Annotated in this window: 11 protein-coding genes; 3 read left to right on the top strand and 8 right to left on the bottom strand. The window is 44.7% G+C overall.

All coding sequences use genetic code 11. The features are described from left to right. Positions 1-53: 53 nt before the first annotated feature. From KIT51_11795 to KIT51_11760, 8 genes are all read right to left on the bottom strand, one after another. The gene (locus tag KIT51_11795) at positions 54-1,439 is read right to left on the bottom strand and encodes a T9SS type A sorting domain-containing protein (protein UYN85562.1); all 1,386 of its coding nucleotides are present in this window, start codon (positions 1,437-1,439) and stop codon (positions 54-56) included. 9 nt (positions 1,440-1,448) lie between these two features. Further along, complete coding sequence (locus tag KIT51_11790; GenBank protein UYN85561.1) at positions 1,449-2,858, bottom strand: hypothetical protein; 1,410 nt, start codon at positions 2,856-2,858, stop codon at positions 1,449-1,451. 74 nt (positions 2,859-2,932) lie between these two features. After that, the gene (locus KIT51_11785; protein ID UYN85560.1) at positions 2,933-4,975 is read right to left on the bottom strand and encodes a hypothetical protein; all 2,043 of its coding nucleotides are present in this window, start codon (positions 4,973-4,975) and stop codon (positions 2,933-2,935) included. Between the two features lie 12 nt (positions 4,976-4,987). Next, on the bottom strand, positions 4,988-6,250 hold the full coding sequence (locus KIT51_11780; protein ID UYN85559.1) for an IPT/TIG domain-containing protein: 1,263 nt from the start codon (positions 6,248-6,250) through the stop codon (positions 4,988-4,990). A 15-nt stretch (positions 6,251-6,265) separates the two neighbouring features. After that, positions 6,266-7,975 (bottom strand): RagB/SusD family nutrient uptake outer membrane protein, encoded by a 1,710-nt coding sequence (locus KIT51_11775; GenBank protein ID UYN85558.1) that lies wholly within the window; start codon positions 7,973-7,975, stop codon positions 6,266-6,268. A gap of 13 nt (positions 7,976-7,988) precedes the next feature. After that, on the bottom strand, positions 7,989-11,162 hold the full coding sequence (locus KIT51_11770) for a TonB-dependent receptor (protein ID UYN88574.1): 3,174 nt from the start codon (positions 11,160-11,162) through the stop codon (positions 7,989-7,991). Between the two features lie 499 nt (positions 11,163-11,661). Beyond that, positions 11,662-12,423 carry a hypothetical protein gene (locus tag KIT51_11765; GenBank protein UYN85557.1) on the bottom strand — a complete coding sequence of 254 codons (762 nt, stop codon included), beginning with the start codon at positions 12,421-12,423 and terminating at the stop codon, positions 11,662-11,664. Between the two features lie 58 nt (positions 12,424-12,481). After that, positions 12,482-13,699, bottom strand: coding sequence for an acyl-CoA dehydrogenase family protein (locus KIT51_11760; protein UYN85556.1), 1,218 nt, complete (start codon positions 13,697-13,699; stop codon positions 12,482-12,484). A gap of 52 nt (positions 13,700-13,751) precedes the next feature. Here KIT51_11760 and KIT51_11755 point away from each other — a divergent pair, with 52 nt between their 5' ends. The 3 genes from KIT51_11755 to KIT51_11745 are packed head-to-tail and all read left to right on the top strand — an operon-like array spanning position 13,752 to position 18,137. Then, positions 13,752-14,696 carry a tryptophan 2,3-dioxygenase gene (locus KIT51_11755; GenBank protein ID UYN85555.1) on the top strand — a complete coding sequence of 315 codons (945 nt, stop codon included), beginning with the start codon at positions 13,752-13,754 and terminating at the stop codon, positions 14,694-14,696. 35 nt (positions 14,697-14,731) lie between these two features. Continuing rightward, a complete protein-coding gene (locus KIT51_11750) occupies positions 14,732-16,516 on the top strand; it encodes a hypothetical protein (GenBank protein ID UYN85554.1) in 1,785 nt (594 codons plus the stop codon). 46 nt (positions 16,517-16,562) lie between these two features. Further along, positions 16,563-18,137, top strand: coding sequence for an FAD-binding protein (locus KIT51_11745; GenBank protein UYN85553.1), 1,575 nt, complete (start codon positions 16,563-16,565; stop codon positions 18,135-18,137).

Below are 18,137 nucleotides of genomic sequence, written 5' to 3'. Positions count from 1 at the left end.
ATAAAATCTATTCATTTAAAATAGTTAAAACAACTTTATCAGCAACAGAAGTGCTACATAACAGAAACTTTTTGAGTAATGTTTTTGATCCCATCCGTTATCATTATCATGTAAAAGCCGGGTTTTAGCATAAGTTTATCAATTGAAAATGTTACTGTACTCTTAGTTGTTTTTTCTTCCGCTATCTTTTTTCCGGATACATCATAGATGGTTACCAATGTTGGTGAAAGAAGCTTTTTAAACTCGACCGTAATTAAACGTTGGTCATGGATTATCTCAATTATAACTTCGTCTGTTTTTAAATTTTCGGAGGTTGATAAAATGAGCAGCGGTTCATATAGGTTGGTCATCTTATCACTAAATACAACGTGTTTAGAGTTTTTAAAATTTATAAAACTTTGTTTCGCTGCAGATGTGCTGCCCGTGTGGGGCACATAGGGATGAGACCAACTGGCGTTAATCCAGGTGAGCACCCAGGCAATTTTTAGTGCCTTTCCCGATGGATCATTTATGATGGCCGGCAATACGGTATCACTCCAGTATTTCGTTGCTGCCTCTCCGTTTCCTGTATCGTTTCGATAACCGGTTTCACTTAGCACTGCTACCTTATTGTGGGTTTGCGCATATTCTACCAGTGTGCCCATGTATATGCGAAAAGGATCGGCCGTAAGTTCGTACATATCCAAGCCTAAAATATCTACATAGGCATCGCCTGGGTAGTAATTTGTAAATACTGTACTGTTAACCGGGCTATTAGGTGACCAGCAAAATAAAACACTGTTAGTCCGCTCTTTTATATAGTCAACGGTTAGTTGGTACAAGGCTTTGTAGTCCGCTGGCGAAAAACCCGAACAGGAAGCCCCCCACCAAAACCAGTTGCCATTCATTTCGTGGAGCGGCCTGAACACAATGGGAATATGCTCACCGTCCACCACAAGATCATTGTTAATGATGGCAATTGCTTTATCCAATTCATTAAGGTACCAATCCCGATCACCATTTACATTGCCATTGGCAATATTTTTAGCCAGGTTAGCAGGCGATCCGTTACATGTATATGAGGTTGTGTTGCGTGCGCTGATGTGCCAGTCAAACGTTATAACAAACCCTTGTTGGTAGGCCCACTTTACTGCTTCGGTGTGGTAACCTCTTTCTGCAGCACTCTTATCCAGGTAATAATGAAAGTCAGAGCCCAGTACAACCGGGTACGCACCGGTTACTTCGTGGCTATCGGAATAGGCCTTATCACCATGCGCACTTCCAGAACTATACTTAAAACTGTTAAAGAACTCTTGTCCGAAAAGAAAATAACTACTGTTTTGAATGATTTTAAGATTGTTGTACAGGATAATTGTTTTCTCAGACACATTAGCATCTACCTGGGCCACGGTAATCATTAATCTTAAATAACAAACTGCTATTAAAATAGCCCTCTTCATAGTACCCTATTAAAGGCCAAGAACGATTGTGGTTATGCTCTTGGCCGGAAGACTCAATGATCTGGTTGGAGTAGTGGTTGATACTGAAGTATAATAACTTCCTTCCTTACTTTGTGCAACACTTATACTTTTGGCGGTTTTCCCTTCGGCAACAAAATGCACTTTGGAAGACGCTGTACCGTTATTTACCACGATAATTGTAATTTTTGTGTTATCAGGGTTTACAAATGCAGTGGTAATTAAATTTGATGCAGGCGTTGTGGAAGTGGTGGTTTCAATACGATGGTAGCCTGCATTAATATTTTTCGAAAAATGCTTGATAAGATAGTAGTACGGAGTAACCTGGTAGGGTGAAGTGGGAGAGGAACCCGTGCTGATCATGGCGGCATCTTCGCCCGAAGCAGGTGTAGCCCACATGAGTTTCCAGTAAATGTACGCTGATGTGTTTGCATGGAGGAGTGACTCTTGAATAAACAACGCGGTATTGAACCACGAAAGGTTATCCGAGAATTCAGTCATCATATTTGGTTTGGTTGAAAAGCTACCAACATTTTTTAAGGATGTGGTAATAGCTGATGCTGCGGTAGTGGAGTTGATGTTATAAGGATGCCACCCAAAAACGGCAACATTGGGATTATCTTTTAATACACTCACAAATGGACCGAACGTTGGTATGTCCTGCGACTCTGGGCCAACAAACAGGGGCACATGCGCCCGGTTTTTTATTCTGTCATAGATTCTATTGAGTGCTGTATTGTACCCAGGCAATACATCGGTCTCTGTAATCGCCCAGCGGCAGGTTGTCCAGTTTGAGTTGACATACGTGGGCTCATTCTGAATGCTAAGATAATTAGGATTGAAAGGCGTATGGTCCAGTAAATCATTCCAATACTCTGCAAACTCATCGTACATAAAGCCACCTGCATTTTTCTTGAGCGTGCCTTCCCGTAGTTTATTATTATCTTTTAGCGATACCGGTGGCCCCCAGGATGACAACAATATTTTAATGTTGGGGTCTCGTTCCTTAGCCAGGTTGTACAGTTGGTTGGTGGCATCCCAATGCGCTTTGGCGTAATCATTATCTCCCGTATTGGACATCGTTGCTACGCCTTTGTTGGTTGGATAATTATCCGGATAGTACCATGTTTTAAACCGGATAATATCAATGCCCAGATCGGTAAACAAAAGATCGGCAATTTCATTTACTTTACTGTGGGAAGTGAGCCAATTGCTATACCAGGTAAGTGCACCACCAAACCCAATCATCTCTTGTTGTTTGTTAGCCAACTTAACAGTAACCGTAACACTATCGGGCGGCACTATGGGTTGAGTTATCTCCGTTCCGGATTCATCCCTGTTGCAGGAAAATAGTACAGTCATGCAGACCATACATAGCATACTCAATTTGATCTTATTCATGTTTAAAAAATATTAACAAACAAAAACAGGAAGGCCATCTTCGAAGATAGCCTTCCAAACTTAACCGTATTAACCTATTGAAGTCCTATATGATCAATAAATACTGTTCCGGCCCAATCGGTATCCTGAAAGAAGAGCTCACCAATTGAGGCTGGGTTACCTAAACTTGATAATGGAATCGCGTAATCAGTCCACTTACCGGCCCGTATGGTTACCTGAACACTGGAAGATGCCCCATCGGGTGTTGGCTTGATACCAAGTTGAATGTTTTTATCGCCTGTTCCGGTGCCTCCATAGATGGAGAAAGCGAGGTATTGCATACCGGCCGTAGGGAGCGGGGTTTTGCCCCAACTTCCAAATTGGGCTGCACCACCCCAGCCACCTGCAAAGGTAGCTTTGATTGAAACGCTTCCGCCCCGTTGGTTCTCATCGCTATTGGCAATAGTGGTTGTTCCGCCCCAACCGCCTCCAAAACCAAAATGTGTACTGTTTACCTGGTCGTCATAAATTGGAACCACCAGGTCAGGCAGAAGCCCTAGTGGTTCATCGATGGTAAGGCCTATTTCATCTATAAACACAATGGTGTTGTTGGCGGGGGCGTTGGTATTGTTGTTTTTAATGCGCAGTTCAGTAACATTATTTGAGCCGGCCAAACTCGCCAAAGGCACTACTATCTGATGGTATTTGTCTTTGGTAAATTCAGGCGGGTAGAAGTCTGCGTTGTTGTCGATCTGGACAATAACTTTTGAGTCTTGCCCAACTACATGTACGTAGAAGACAAGGTAATTGTATCCCGCAAAAATACCGGGCGACCCGCCATTGTGAATTTGTATAGCTCCGTATGCATCGTTGAATACAGATTTAATGGCCATGGTTCCATTGGCAGGATTTTCGGTGTTTGTAAAGCTTTGACTTACATGGCCCCATCCGCCCCAGGCCGACCATCCACTTTGTAATCCATCTTTATAAATGTAGTAGTCAAGTGTAGGGAAACCTCCGGTAGAGGGCAACCTCAGCACCACACCCAGAGGACCAGCATAGCCATGTACGGTTATATAATCAACAGCGCCTTGCGTTGCCGTGGCTGGTACAGCGAGCTTAATTTCAGTTGAAGTTTGTGAAATAAATGACGTGGCCAAAACATCGCCAGCTCCGGGCAGTACTAATTTGGCAACCAGGTCCAGATCTGTACCTGTAATGGTAATCACGTCTTGTCCAGGTATGGCCGGTGTTGGTGACAACGCAGTGCCAACCGGTAAAATAATGGTAAGCGGTGAGGTTGTTAATGCTACCGGTGACAATTGTTTTAGTGTTAACGATCCTGTTTTGGCTGTGGCCGGAACCACCAGTTTAATTTCGTTTTCTGACTGACTTGTAAAGTTTGCTTTGGCAACTTCAGTTCCGCCAGTAAATTGAATGGCGGTTATTAAATCAAGATTGGTACCTGAAATGGTGAGCGTGCCGGTATGACGAATGGATTGCGGAGCAATACCAGTTACCGTAGGTAGTGTAACAATTAATTGTTCCTCCGTACCAAAGGTAAGGGGCTTGGTTCCGCCCAATGAAAATATCAGGAAACCCGTTTGTGCCTCCATGGGTACAGTCACAACAACTTGAGTAAGGGAACGGCTTACAAAGTCTTCCTTCGATATTCTCAGGTCGCTGGGAAATGTAACGCTTTCAATCCAGTTTACCTTTTCACCGGTAATGGTAATGTTGGTTCCCGGTTTGGCTTCGGTGGTTATGCTTTGTATAACAACCGGAACTTCAAAGTTCAGAATGGTTTTACTTTCGATATCGCCCTGCGGGGTTTTTAAGGTTATTATACCGGCCTCTGCAGTTTCAGGAACAATCATGTTTATCCGCTCAGCCGATACAGATTTAAAGGCACTTTTCGGTATCTCAACATTTGGCTTAAGAACAATGGCAGTTACTTTGTCAAGGTTTTGTCCGAAAAAGGTAATTTCATCGCCATGATGTACCCCAGAGGGGCCAAAACTTAACAGTACAATCTGGGTTGGTTTTTCTTCATCAAGGCATGATGACAACATACTGAGGCCACCAAGCATGCAAGCCATAACCAGAATATATAAGCTGTTTTTAACAATGTTTTTCATTTTCTTAAGAAGTTATTTTTCTACAAAACGAATGTTGTCAATGTGGAACTCAACGTTATTACCGTTGTTTTCAGGTGAGCCCAAAAACCAGGTACTGAAAGAGCCTGCTGCGCTTTCAATAAATTTCTGGTTGGGGGTGTACACTACATTGGTTCCTTCCATGCCCATGAAATACTGAAACTCAGTTAGCGGAATGGTAACGGTAATCCAACTTCCGTTTGTGGTTACTTCAGCGCCTGAACTGTTCCATGGGCCCCAAATGGCACGGGCGTTTAGGGTGTTGCTCCATATTTCCTGGTTGTTTCCGGCATGCGTGGGTGTTGATAAACACAGGTTAAGGTACCCGCCATACCAACGTTTGATTTTAGCTTCAAATTTTACAACATAGTCGCGGTAGGAATTTGGGTAAAGCGGGTAAAAGTTTTCGGTACGTCCGGCAGGGCCTCCCCAAAATTCCATGCACAGTGGTGACTCGGCTGGGGCGCCTGGTCCTTCATCGCGTTGGTTAGGTGCAATATCGCCCCGTATAACCAGGTAATATCCGTCAATTGGGTTGTCGCTATTTTCACGTAGCCCGATTCGCCAACCGTTGGCAACTTTGTTGTCAAAATTGAGAATGATGTTCCGTGAATCCCAGACATGAAAGCGTGACTCAACTTCACCAAAGTTTGTGGTAACAGTAACGGGGCCTTCCGTTGCCCCTTCGGGAACGGTAACAACCAGGCGTGACTGACTTACTGAAACTACTTCGCCCACAACGCCACCCGTGTAGGTAACCGTTACGGGATCAAAAAAGTAATTGCCATGGATTACCAGGTCTTCACCGGCTTGCGGCCATTCGTTTTGCGCACTGGTAACAACCGGAGGAGGAATAGCTACAACGAATGGATATTCAAGTGTATTTCCTTTGGCGTCAATCAAATACAGCTTATCGGTAATTACCTCCGGGGCAATGCTGGGTACACTTACAAAAATATTTCGGTTAGTAACCCAGGTGGGGTTTAACCCGATGGCTTTTTGATCATTGAACCAAATCTCCCTTGTTCCGCCAAGGTTTTTACCCATAATTACAATGCCTGTGCCTAACGTAGCACTGACAATCAACGAGTCGGAAGTTTCAGGATTAGCTAACCGAATATAATCAATTACGGGTGGGCCATTAGGCGTTTCAATATTTGTTCCGTCTCCACTCATTTCGCATGAAATTGGGATGAACAGGGCACTTAACAGTAAGCAGGGTATGAGTGCACCAATGATATATTTCTTTAGTTTCATGTTCATTCAGCATTTTTAGTTGAATTCATACTCTACAGGTTCTCGATTAGGGGCCAACAATGGATTAATCACTACCTGATTTCCGGGAATAGGCAACCTCATTTTAGTGGCTGTAAACACTACTATCGGATCGGTATTGGTGTTATTGTTTGCCGATGTGGTTCCGGCCGGTACGAGCTCATACCCGGCAGGATCATTTTCAAGTGCATCGTTAGTGTTGATCCTAAAATACATGTCAGTACGGTTTTGGCCATTCAGGTAATTTAGGGCCTCTTCAGGATTACGGTAGTACCTTCGTTTAATGTCAATCCAAGATTGTGCTTCCAGTGCCAACTCGATCCTGCGTTCATTGAAGAGTTGTTGATAGGTAACAGTTGTTCGTGGATCAAGTCCGGCCCTGGCACGTACTGCATTCAACGATGCAAGTCCCGGGCCTCCGGTTAACTCATTACTGGAGCCCATCAATGCTTCCGTGTAAAGCAGGTATACATCGGCCAGGCGCAGGTAGTAAATATCAAGGGGTGAGTCTTGATTGGTAATGGCATAACCACCATTATCCTTATCGTTGCCAATAATATGTTTCTTTAAGCTTGTAAGGGTAGGGGTTGAGCCTTCCAATACTGTATTTTCAGCATCGCGCGAAACAATCTTGTATGTGTAACCACCTCTCTCTGTTGCGAGATAATTGTAGTAGTCGCCATTTTGCATGTAGATAGCCCTTCTGCGCAAGTCAGTCTTTCCTCCGGCATTTACGGAAACCGTATTGATTAGGCTTACCGTAGGACATTTTCCTGAACCCCAGGCAGTGGCATCACCGGTAACGATGGTGCTTCTTGCAAAACGTGCCTGACGGCTGCTGCCAAATCCCCAGCCACCATTAATGAGTTGGGGTGCAAAAAGAATTTCAGGATTGTGTTCGTTCTGAACTTTAAACAGATCTTCGTAACTGGCGTTTAATGATCTGCCACTGTTATTGATAACATCGGCAGCGTAATTTGCGGCAAGCGTGAAATCATTTGAAGAGCCAATAGTTCCTCCGCCTACGCTACGTTGCGCCAAAGCGAGGTGAAGTTTAGCAAGCATACCTTTAGCTGCCCACTGTGTAACCCTTCCCGGGTCATCAGTTGCCGGCAGGTTTTCAGCTGCAAATACTAAATCCCTGCGCGCAAATTCATAGAGACTGGCTGTTGTATTTTTTGGTAACAACAGTTCGCCTTTCGCTACTTTTTCTGCAGGCTTTTCAATAATGGGTGCTTCGCCCCAGTATTCGGCCAACAGAAAGTAGGCGATTCCGCGCATAAACCTGGCCTCGCCCAAACCTTCATTGATAATACTTTGGCTTACCCCATAACCCGAAGCTATGGTTGGCATATCGTCAATAATGAGGTTGGCGAAAGATATGACATCGTAAAACCCTTGCCAGCCCTGCCCGATGTATTGGTTTGATTCGTTGAAGGACATATAAAAGAATTGTCCTTCAGCATCCCAGTTATGGTGCATATCACCGGCCATTACATCACCGGCCAACCAACTGAATTGATCGTTAACGCCCCACCATACTCGTCCGTATAACGAAGCTGTGGCCTGGCGTATCTCGGCTTTGTTTCGATACCACGAATTTACGGTTGGCCTGTCTTCCGGAACATACTCCAGGAAGTCTTCTGTGCACGCACTGAATGTGATCAGTAGCACCACACTTATGAAATATTTTGTGTATTTCTTCATAGCTGTCATCATTTTAGAAATCAACATTAATACCGAATGTAAACACACGAGGGGCCGGGTAACGTCCCATATCAACGTTCTGCATCAATGCACTTTGGTTGAAAGCGCCAATTTGCGGATCAAGGCCTTTGTACTTCGTTATTGTGGCCAGGTTTTGGATATTGGCATATACCTGTACGTTTGTAATTTTAGCTTTATTGGTTAGTGCCTTTGGAAGCGTATAACCGAACCTGACATTTTGAAGTCTTACGTAGGTACCGTCTTCAATCCACCGACTTGACATGTAATGGTTCCGGTTTTCGCCACCGTTATCAAATCGTGGCATGTTTGTTTCCGGGTTGACCAATTCCACATCGTCAATGTTGTTGATGTTAACTCCATTGGGCTTTAATTGGGTCCGTGCCCTGTTAATAACACTCATGGATTGGTTATCAAAGTTGCCAATCATTTGTTCGTTGCGGGCACGTGAATAATTCAGTATATCACCTCCAACGGAACCGATAATAAACAAGTCCAGGCTAAACGGCCCATAGGTGAAGGTGTTGTTGAGGCCAAATGTAAAATCTGGGTTAGGGTCGCCAATTACAGTCTGGTCGCGGCTATCGATAACGCCATCGTTGTTTATGTCTTTCCACTTTATATCACCTAACCATAAGCCTTGTGTTCTTTCTATCAGGTTAACACCGTTAGGCTTTTCAGCAGTTACTGAATTTGGTGCCTGAATTTGAACGGCATGATTTAAAATTTCTTCTTTTGATTTGAAGATACCTTCCATTACGTATCCATAAAATTGACCAACAGGATACCCAACGGTTGTCATGGTTGCTGTTTCAAACCCGGTATACCAGTACAGGTTCCTGAAAATGGTTGTGCCGCCCATATCCGTTACGCGGTTTCGGTTTACTGAAAGGTTGGCATTGGTTGTCCACCTGAGTTTTCCTTTATCGGTATTCACGGTTGTCAGGGTCAACTCAATACCTTTGTTAGTCATACTGCCAACATTAGCCTGGGGTCCTTGAACCTGGTTTCCGAATGTTGCAGGAAGCGGTACTTGAAGAAGCAGGTTGTCGGTAACTTTGTTGTAGGCTTCAACAGTTAGCGTAGCCCGGCCGCTCCATAGTTCTGCATCTAATCCTACGTTGGTCATGCTGGTAGCCTCCCATTGTACATCGGGGTTTGAGTAGGCATTGTTGCGCACAGACGGCCCGAAATACGATTGTACCGTTGTGAGCATGGAGCCAAACGCATAGTTTTGAATTTCCTGATTTCCGGTTTGTCCCCATCCCAATCTCAGCTTAACGTTACTGATCACATTATTCTGAGGGAAGAAGGTTTCATTGGAAATACGCCATGCGGCAGATACAGAAGGAAAAATACCCCACCGGTTATTCGCACCAAAGCGAGAAGAACCATCTCTTCGAATGGTAGCGGTCAACAAGTAGCGATCGCTGTAATTATAGTTTATCCTTCCAAATTGGGAGTAAAGTGAGTTCCACTCAATTTGACCGGTGGGGGGGAAGTTTTCATTAACTTCTCCCTGGCTGACTACCGGCAGGTCGTTGGGGACATTGAATTTATAGATAATCATGTTTTCCCACCGGCCTTTCTGGGCTTCGATACCGGTCATGGCAGTAATTTCATGACTGCCAAATGACTTATTATAGGTGGCATAGTTTTTCCAAAGCCAGAAGAAACTTTGATCGGACCGTTGGCCTAACTGACTGATGGTATTTCTAACACGCCCCCATTCAAAGGTGGGCATAAAGGCTTTGTTAAGTGTGGTATTGTAATCTACACCAATTTCTGACCTGAAACTTAACCCTTTTATAAACTCAACATCTACATACATGTTCGACATAAGCCTGTTGTTAAGTACCGTGTTGTTTCTTAAAAGTGCCAACGCCACCGGGTTAGCGCCAACTTGTGCTGAAAGTTCCTGTTGGCTGGGGCCGGCAAAGCTGCCATCGAAATTGCGTACAGGAATATGCGGGGCCATTTGAGCAGCCTGGGAGATAACACCATCACCACCATCTTGTAGTGTAATGGTTTCATTCTTCCTCGAAAGGCCAATGCTCATGCCCATTTTTACTTTCTCCTTAACGCGACTGTCAACATTGGTGCGCAGATTGAACCGATCGAAATTTGATCCGATTATTATACCATCTTGTTGGAAGTATCCTCCCGAAACCATGTATTGTGTGTTTTCATTTCCACCGGTAGCGGTAAGCGTGTGGCTTTGCATGGGGGCCACGCGAAAAACAGCGTCTTGCCAATTGGTGCCAGGTCCCAACAGACTTGGGTCGGCAAAATTTGGGTTGGCTGTGATGGTGGATACTTCTTGCGCCACTTCATTGTTGTATTGTGCATAGGTGGGCAAATCCATCATATCAAATACCTTGTAAACTTCCTGCAGCGCGTAGAAGCTGTTAAAGTTGAGTTTAGCCTCACCCTTTTTGCCACGTTTGGTTGTGACAATCACTACACCATTGGCTGCCCGCGATCCGTAGATGGCCGTGGCTGAGGCATCTTTCAGTATTTCAATGCTTTCAATGTCGGTTGGGTTTATAGCGGCAAGCGGGTTACTGGCAGCATTTTGCTGGCCTCCCGATCCGCTTTGCCAGTCGAAACCGGAAATACCCTGGGCATTTCCGCCAACCTGAATTCCATCAATTATATAGAGTGGCTCACTACTTTGTGTAAGGGATGTTGTTCCGCGTATGCGGATAGAAACCGCACCACCTGGTTGGCCGGAGTTTTGTGTAACCTGCACACCGGCTGCACGGCCTTGCAAGGCTTGGTCCATACTGGCGGTTACAGTACCCAACAGCGATTCACCGGAAACTGAGGAGAGTGCTCCGGTTAAATCGCTTTTTCGTTGAGTACCATAACCTACAACCACAATTTCCTGAAGCGATGTTATGTCTTCCTGCATCGTAATTGTAAATACAGTCTGGGTGCCAACTTTAATTTCCTGGGGCGTGTAACCGATAAACGAAAAAACCAATACATCCTGGGGTGATGCATCAATGCTGAATTTGCCATAGGCATCAGTGGTTGTACCCGTTAGAGAACCTTTGATAAGCACATTGACAGCGGGAATGCCCATACCCGAAGGGTCTTTTACAACTCCGGTAACAACAGTGGTTTGTGCAACGGCCTGTGATCCTGCAACCAGTAGGTAAGCCAACAGGCAGGCCACTCGCAGTCTGTTTTTTAGTAAAAACAATTTTCTCATAAGTAGTAGGTTTAGTGTTCTGGTTAATAGAAAAAAATGCCAAGCAGGATGAGGATGAAGAGTAGTGCGAAAACCCCAATACCTATTTCGAGCCTCAAAAGAAAACGCTCATTTCGAAGAAGCTTATTGATTTTGGTTCGCATACCCGTCCTTAACCAGTCTTGTTTATTTTTTTTGAGAAAGGTCAAGAAACAATTTGTTCCGTAGGGTAGGTAAATCGCTCAAAAATGGTGGGCAAACGTTTTCGGGATAATTATTTTGCAATCCTATGCTGAATCAGGCGGGGTTAACCGGCTCAAGTGGATGGGTTAGGGGTAGGTCTGCTAATCTTGTCGGAGTATCAAATGGTTTTGTGGTCAGGAAAGCCTTCGGGTACTTTGTAAGGTCGGCAATAGACCTGGGCTGTTTAACCTTTATGAGCCATGAAGTTGGCTTGCTTGGTGTTAAATTTTTAAAGTTCAAGGATATCCGTTACAATTACATTGCTCCGGTTAAGCGCCCTATCTTTGATTTGTAAAGAGATTTTGAGTTTTTTACCACCGAACAAAGCTTTAAAACCAGTGCTTAACATGGTATGGGTAATTTTCCCCTCAAGGTTATTCTTTAGCTGAATATTGAACGGCCCAGACGAAATGGTTGAATTTTTTCGTGCCCCGCTAAGATCAGGAAACCTGGCGTAAAAATCGTGACAAACCAGTTCTCTCCAATCCAGTTCAGTGAAATTCAAACCATCGTTACTATACAGAAACTTCACAATAAGATTGAAATAGTTTTCATTTCGTTGATGGTATAGGTACTTGCCTTCATGGTAATACCAATATCTGCAATCGTATTGGTTTGTACTGGGTATAGTATCGAACGGTGGAGATTCCCTATCGGTAAATTGTATCAGGTCATCGAATGGATATTCTCCTGATAAGGTAATATCAGCGTGTAGCGGGCTGCCATCACTTTTTCTAAAAAAAGAAGTGAAATGGAATGGGTCACTTGTGTATTCAGTGGAGTAGGGTAGTCCTAAGTCTGAATCACCATCGCGGTAATAGAAAGTCAAATCAATTTTATCCGGTTCAGTAACACCAGGTGTCTCTATGAACTTGGCTGATATGAATTCAATGTATGGTTCAGCAGGATAGCGTGGACTTTCCTCATCCGAACATTTTGAAAGTGATAATGCAAGGCCAATTAACACCAGGGGGACTAGCTTTTTGGTCATGAGCAAAAATTAATATGTACAAGACTTTGAGACTTTGCGGTAATAGTTATTCCCTAATCTAAACAAACGCCTGTATCCCTGTAATCTCTTTGCCTAAAATCAACAGGTGTATATCGTGTGTGCCCTCATAGGTTAACACTGATTCCAGGTTGGCCATGTGGCGCATAATCGGGTATTCACCGGTAATGCCCATGCCGCCATGTATCTGCCGGGCTTCGCGTGCAACATCCAATGCTATTTCAATGTTGTTCCTTTTGGCAAGTGAGATTTGTGCAGTGGTGGCTTTACCCTCATTCATTAAAGTGCCGAGTCGCCAGTTTAACAATTGTGCTTTGGTAATTTCGGTGAGCATCTCGGCCAGCTTTTTTTGGATCAATTGAAAAGAGCCAATAGGTTTTCCAAATTGAATCCTTTCTAGCGCATACCTTCTGGCAGAGTCGTAACAATCCATAGCGGCACCGACTGCCCCCCAGGCAATACCATAGCGGGCAGAATCCAGGCACATCATGGGTGCACCTAAACCATTTTTGCCGGGCAACAGGTTTTCTTTGGGAACCTTAACATTATCAAACACCAATTCACCGGTTGCACTTGCCCGCAATGACCACTTGCCATGGGTTTCAGGTGTAGAAAACCCTTCCATTCCACGCTCTACAATCAAACCGTGTATCCGGCCTTCTTCGTTTTTAGCCCACACCACGGCTACATCAGCTTTAGGTGAATTCGATATCCACATCTTGGCACCATTCAGCAGGTAATGGTCGCCCATGTCTTTAAAGTTGGTTACCATGCCACCGGGGTTTGAGCCATGGTCGGGTTCGGTTAATCCGAAGCACCCTAGCCATTCGCCTGAACCAAGTTTGGGTAAGTACTTTTTGCGTTGTGCTTCGTTTCCAAACTTATAGATGGGGTACATCACCAACGAACCTTGCACAGAAGCGGTGGACCGCATGCCCGAATCGCCCCGCTCGATTTCCTGCATGATTAAACCGTAGGCAATGTAATCAAGGCCACCTCCGCCATATTCCTGCGGGATGGTTGGGCCAAATGCCCCGATGTCGCCAAATTTCTTTACGATCTCGTAAGGGAAGTGCGCCCGCTGCGCCCAATCTTCTATGTAGGGGCTTATTTCCCGCTTCACAAAATCCCGTATGGAACTGCGGATGAGCTTGTGTTCTTCTGTTAACAGGCTGTCAACAGCATATAGGTCGGGATGGTCAAAAACGTCTTGTTTTAATGATTTTATAGTCTTTTTATCCAACGTGTGGGTTGCCATAGGATTTTGTTTAATTGCATGCAAATTTAAGTAAATCACAATCCTTAACACCATGGAGGAACCTAAGGTTAACCCTGAATTAGCGGAACAACTCAAGAAATTACAGGAAAAATATGCTGTAATGGGGCAGGATTTATCGTCCTACCTGGATGGCCTGCTCTACTCGGATTACCTCACCTACTGGGACTACATCCACCTGGACACCTTGCTTAGTTTGCAGAACCCGAAAACCAGTTTTCCGGATGAACATATTTTCATCATCTACCACCAGATAACGGAGCTTTATTTCCGGTTGATCATACTGGAACTCGAACAAATTACCGCAAAGGAAAATCCTGATGAAAAGTTTTTTAGTGAACGGCTTGATCGGGTGAACCGTTACTTTGGCCATCTCGAGAATTCATTTGATATCATGGTGAAAGGAATGGAGCGCGAACAGTTTTTAAAATTTCGCATGTCGCTTTTACCGGCCAGCGGTTTTCAATCGGCACAGTATAGGATTATTGAATTGTATGCTACGGATTTCATAAACCTGGTGGCGGAGAAGGATCGTGTATCAATTCGGGATGGAGGAAATATAGATGATGTGTTACCGAATTTATATTGGCGCAGTGGTGCTACCGAATTGGCTACCGGAAAGAAAACCTTAACGCTGCAGCAGTTTGAAAAAAAATACCTTCATCAGTTTCGCGCTCTCGGGATTTCACTGGCCACAAAAAACCTTTATCAACTGTATAAGAAACATTTCTCGGGCAATCAAACGATCATTGAACGCCTTCGGGCGTTCGATACCCTGGCCAATGTGCTCTGGCCCCTGGCGCATATGAAATCCGCAGCGCACTACCTGGAGAAAGATCCGGAAGATATAAAAGCCACTGGCGGCACCAATTGGCAGAAGTACCTTCCGCCACGTTTTCAAAAGGTTATTTTCTTTCCGGAGTTATGGTCAGATCAGGAGAAGGCCGAATGGGGCAAAGCTGCCTTTATCCGTAAATAGCGCTGAATTTCGTACCTTTCCATAATCTTTTACCCGTGAAAAGGCTATCCATAGCAATTTCATTTTACCTCTTTGCGGTTCAAACCTATGCCCAGGTTTTTACCCGTCAAACTTTTCACGATCCCGAAAAGAAATTTATCAAAGAAGTTTTCCAGGTTAAGGATACCATTAAGAATATTCTGCATGGGCGTTTTGTATCCTATTACCTGAACGGTAACATCGAATCAAAAGGTTTTTTTTCAAACAATGAAACAACCGGCATCTGGGAATTTTTTTACGAATCCGGAAACCTGAAAATGCGCGGGGCCCTTCGCCAAAATTCCAACTATGGTTTGTGGGAATATTTTTATGAGAGCGGCCAGAAAAGTATGGAAGGTACAGTTAATGGAAAAAACCGCGAAGGTGAATGGAAAATGTTTTATGAAAACGGCCAGGTAAAGGAAACCGGAAACTACGTGAACAACCGGAGGTCGGGTTTGTGGTTGAGTTATTTTGAAGATGGTGTAAAAAAAGGTGAGATCGAATACGTTGATGATTTTGGCCGGTACACAGAATATTATCATACCGGAAAGGTAGCAGCCGAAGGCCCCAAAATGGGTACGCGCCAGGTTGGCCATTGGCGGTTTTACGATGAGGGTTCAGGTGCATTGATAACACAGGGCAATTATGAAAATGGGAAAAAGACAGGTGAGTGGATTACCTATTACCCTAACAACAGTGTAGCCGCGAAGGGTCGTTATGAAAACGATCAGCCGGTTGGTAAATGGGAGTATTATTTTGAAGATGGATCGTTGAGTTCTTCGGGCGAATATGTAGGCGGTCAGAAAAATGGTTACTGGAGTTCTTTTTCAACCGGTGGAAAATTATTAAGCGAAGTAAACTACGATAAAGGTACTGGAGAATACCGCGAGTATTATCCCAGCGGCAAGCTGAAAGTTACCGGCATGATGGTGGATGAAAAAAGACAGGGTGCCTGGATTTTTTATTTTGAGGATGGAAAGAAGGAAGGTGAATGCGAGTTTGATAAAGGTAAAGGAATGTATTACGGGTATTACCGCGATGGCTCGTTGCAAACGCGGGGAGAAGTTGATGGCGACAAACGCGTTGGTACCTGGGAACTTTACGAGCGTGATGGTACGCTCTCCGGCTACTACAGGCCTTACTATAACCAACCCAACCTGGCTAAAGATATTAACGACATGGTGGCGAAGAAGGAAGTTGCACGGTCATCGTCCGGGGGTTTTGGATATTTTACAGCACGCGCGAATGAGTTTAAAGGCGTTATCGTGGAAGGCAACCCGGTATTGATGTTTGCAGGGCGCTTTCCATTGGCGGTTGAATTTTATTCGCAGGAGCGGCTTGGCCATGCTTTTGAATTTATCGGCATACGCAATCCGTTTTTTGAGGCCGATGGCAAAGTTGTTCCAGGCAAGTTATTTGAACGCGGATACAGCATATCCATTAAGCAAAAGTTCTATAATCCTGTAAAAGCCGGCATGTGGTACTTCGGACACCAATTACGTTTTACCAACCTGGGTCATTTCACCAACATTATATTTAACGGAAATCCGGAAAGCATAATTACGTTTACCGCGCCTGATCAGCGTATTGAATATGGCGCTTTGTTAGGGTATAGGATTATACAGCGTAACAATGTCAGTGGCTTTACCATTGATATTTATGGTTCTGCCGGAATAGGTTTCAGGAACGTAAATGTCGACCCGATGAGTGCCAGTTATTTCCAAAATGTTGACCAATCCAAACTGGTTACAAGCTTTACGTTCGGGCTCAACATGGGCAACGTGTTTTCCTATCGTTAACACGTTATATTTGCCTGCTTAATATTGAAGGTTAACTTCCTTCCACATGCCTGCCAAAGAGATTATACTTTCGCCCGAAGAGGCTTTTGATGAACAACGCTTTATTCCTGCGTTGTATGAAAAACTCGGAATGAAGAAGGATGGTGAGTTGTGGGTGCGCCCGTTAAAGCGCTCCATTGATGCCAGGGGCAAAAAAGTTGTGGTACGCGTACTCTGCGAAACCATAAAGGCCTCTGAAAAACGTCCGCTGATAACATATTCAAAAAGATTTGCTGCTGTTGAAAAAGCCAGGCGCGTATTGATTGTTGGGTCAGGGCCAGCCGGATTGTTTGCTGCCCTCCGTTTACTTGAATTGGGCGCAAAGCCTATACTACTGGAGCGCGGATTTGATGTAAAAACCAGGCGCAGGGATATTGCCGCCATTAATAAACATCATATTGTTAATCCCAATTCAAATTATTGTTTTGGTGAGGGGGGTGCCGGTACGTATTCTGATGGGAAGCTATACACACGATCGAAGAAACGCGGTGATGTTAACCGCATTTTGGAAATACTGGTGGCACACGGTGCGAAAGAAGAAATTCTTTTTGATGCCCACCCGCACATCGGAACAAATAAACTCCCTATGCTTATTGAAGAGATCAGGAAGAGCATTCTCGAAGCCGGAGGTGAAATTCATTTTAACTCTTGTGTAAATGATTTTATAATCAAAGAAGGGTGCATTAAGGGAGTTAAATTGAGTGACGGAACCAGTATAGAAGGCGAGGCCCTTATCCTTGCCACCGGCCATTCTGCCCGTGATATTTTTGAGTTGCTTTATTTCAAGGGTATACTCATTGAACAAAAACCTTTTGCTTTGGGCCTTCGGGTAGAGCATATGCAGCAACTGATCGATCGGATCCAATACCATTGCCCGGTTGAACGCGGACCGTACCTACCAGCCTCATCCTATTCGCTGGTGCATCAGGCCAGCGTTAACGGTCAACAGCGCGGTGTGTTTTCATTTTGCATGTGCCCTGGCGGATTTATTGTTCCGTCCGCTACTGCTCCCGGTGAGGTTGTCGTCAATGGTATGAGCCCATCCCGAAGGGATTCCCGATATTCAAACTCGGGCATAGTGGTTTCGGTGAACGAGCGGGACTTTATTCCCTTTAACCGGTTTGGCCCATTGGCAGGTATGCATTTTCAGGCAGCCATTGAACGGCAAGCGTGTATCCTTGCCGGTAATACCCAAACCGCCCCGGCCCAACGTTTGGTAGATTTTGTGGAAGGAAAAGTTTCAACAACCCTTTTGGAAACTTCCTACCAGCCTGGACTTACATCCGTTGACTTACGAGAGGTCTTGCCTGATTTTATTACAGAAGCCTTGCAGCAGGGTTTCCGGAACTTTGGTAGTAAAATGCGCGGTTACCTGACCAACGAGGCACAAGTGGTGGGTGTGGAAAGCCGAACATCGTCACCGGTGCGCATACCGCGCGATGGTGAAACCCTGGAGCACCCACACGTACAAGGTTTGTTTCCGTGTGGCGAGGGGGCAGGCTATGCAGGAGGTATTGTTTCTGCAGCCATGGATGGCGAACGTAGTGCTGAGGCGGTGGCCAGAAAATTAAAATTGAACTGA

This window comes from Cyclobacteriaceae bacterium (assembly GCA_025808415.1).
Taxonomy (GTDB): Bacteria; Bacteroidota; Bacteroidia; order Cytophagales; family Cyclobacteriaceae; genus UBA2336.
The sequence above is the reverse complement of the archived record's forward strand: the minus strand, read 5'-3'. Positions and strand labels throughout refer to the sequence as shown.

Bases quoted from the DNA above. Each gene is read 5' to 3' on its own strand.
- KIT51_11795 (UYN85562.1), bottom strand. From the start codon at position 1,439: ATGAAGAGGGCTATTTTAATAGCAGTTTGTTATTTAAGATTAATGATT.
- KIT51_11790 (UYN85561.1), bottom strand. From the start codon at position 2,858: ATGAATAAGATCAAATTGAGTATGCTATGTATGGTCTGCATGACTGTA.
- KIT51_11785 (UYN85560.1), bottom strand. From the start codon at position 4,975: ATGAAAAACATTGTTAAAAACAGCTTATATATTCTGGTTATGGCTTGC.
- KIT51_11780 (UYN85559.1), bottom strand. From the start codon at position 6,250: ATGAAACTAAAGAAATATATCATTGGTGCACTCATACCCTGCTTACTG.
- KIT51_11775 (UYN85558.1), bottom strand. From the start codon at position 7,975: ATGAAGAAATACACAAAATATTTCATAAGTGTGGTGCTACTGATCACA.
- KIT51_11765 (UYN85557.1), bottom strand. From the start codon at position 12,423: ATGACCAAAAAGCTAGTCCCCCTGGTGTTAATTGGCCTTGCATTATCA.
- KIT51_11760 (UYN85556.1), bottom strand. From the start codon at position 13,699: ATGGCAACCCACACGTTGGATAAAAAGACTATAAAATCATTAAAACAA.
- KIT51_11755 (UYN85555.1), top strand. From the start codon at position 13,752: ATGGAGGAACCTAAGGTTAACCCTGAATTAGCGGAACAACTCAAGAAA.
- KIT51_11745 (UYN85553.1), top strand. From the start codon at position 16,563: ATGCCTGCCAAAGAGATTATACTTTCGCCCGAAGAGGCTTTTGATGAA.